The 1492-nt window shown below is 72.9% G+C and carries 1 protein-coding gene; it reads left to right on the top strand.

Going from position 1 to position 1492, the window contains the following annotated elements; all coding sequences use genetic code 11:
- Positions 1-1380: PLP-dependent aminotransferase family protein (locus LOY02_RS12450; protein WP_317182679.1), on the top strand; the 1380-nt coding region annotated here is incomplete at its 5' end.
- Between the last annotated feature and the right edge of the window lie 112 nt (positions 1381-1492).

Raw genomic sequence — 1492 nt, 5'->3', positions numbered from 1 at the left:
AACACTTCGGACGGCGTTGCCCGCGCGCTCCGCGAGCTCGTGCGGACGGCGCCACCTGGGACCCGCGTGCCGAGCAGCCGTGAGTTGCAGGAGTATCACCACGCGAGCCCGGTCACGATCAGCCGCGCGGTCGCTCAGCTCGTGGCAGAGGGTCTGCTGGTGACGCGCCCTGGCAGTGGCACCTACGTGGCGGCGCGCCGGTCGGAACACCCGGTGGCACCCGACCTCGCGTGGCAGAGCCTGGCGCTCGCCGACCGGCCGGTCGACACCCGGCCGTTCGAGGACGAGTCCCAGGTCGTGGGCGACGCCACCCTCGTCCTCGACGGCGGCTACGTCACGAGCGCTCTGCAACCCACCAGCGCTCTCGGCACCGCGATGGGCCGGGCCGCACGCCGCCTCGACGTCTGGGGTCGGGCGCCGGCGCGCGGCTTGACAACGCTGCGGACGTACTTCGCCAACGGCACCGCCGGGGATGTGGCGGCCGACGACGTCCTCGTGACCTCGGGCGGTCAGCGCGGGATCTCCCTGGTCCTCCGGGCGGTTGCGCGGCCGGGCCGGCCCGTCCTGGTGGAGGCGCCAACCTACCCGGGCGCGTTGGCCGCTGTGCGCGCTGCCGGGCTGCGGCCGGTGGCGGTGCCGATGGACGAGGAGGGCGTGCGCCCAGACCTGCTCGCCGTGGCCTTCGAGATGACAGGGGCGCGCGCCGTCTACTGTCAGCCGACCCACCACAATCCCACTGGAGCGACGATGTCGACCGAGCGTCGCAGGGCCGTGGTGCAGATCGCCCGGGCTGCCAACGCCTTCGTGGTCGAGGACGACTACGCGCGGCTGCTCTCCCACGGGCCCGAGCATCCACCGCAGCTCACCGCGTTCGATCCCGATGGCACGGTGATCCTGGTGACCTCGCTGACCAAGCCAGCAGCGCCCAGCCTGCGTGTTGCGGCTGTTGTCGCTCGCGGACCGGTCGGCGAGCGACTCCGTCGCATCCAGCACGTGGAGGACCTCTTCGTCAGCCGCGTGCTCCAGGCGGCGGCGGTGGAGCTGGTGGGCTCGCCGGCGTGGAATCGCCACCTGCGCTCCCTCGCCAGAGCCCTGGGGGAACGCTGTGAGGTTCTTGGCACGGCGGTCAGGCGCGACCTGCCGACGTGGAGTGTCACCACGCCCAGGGGGGGCCTCCACCTCTGGGCCGAGCTTCCGCACGGCACCGACGTCGACGCACTGGCCGCTCGCGCACGCGACCACGGCGTTCAGGTCGCCTCGGGTAGCCGGTTCTTCGCCGAGGAGTCACACGGCCCACACCTTCGGCTGGCCTTCGGCACGGCCCCGGAGGTGGGCCATCTCGTCGAGGTGGTGGCCCGCCTCGCCGGTGCGGGCAGCTGAGCGCGCCCACCAGCACCCACGGTCCGAGCGGTATGCCGCTGGGCTGGCTCCGCGCCTGAGGCGCTCTCCCAGCTCAGCGGCATACGGCAGATGGAGCGTGTGTGGCCTGTGC

The sequence above is a fragment of the Intrasporangium sp. genome (assembly GCF_032907665.1).
In the GTDB taxonomy this organism is placed as follows: Bacteria; Actinomycetota; Actinomycetes; order Actinomycetales; family Dermatophilaceae; genus Intrasporangium.
The sequence above is the reverse complement of the archived record's forward strand: the minus strand, read 5'-3'. Positions and strand labels throughout refer to the sequence as shown.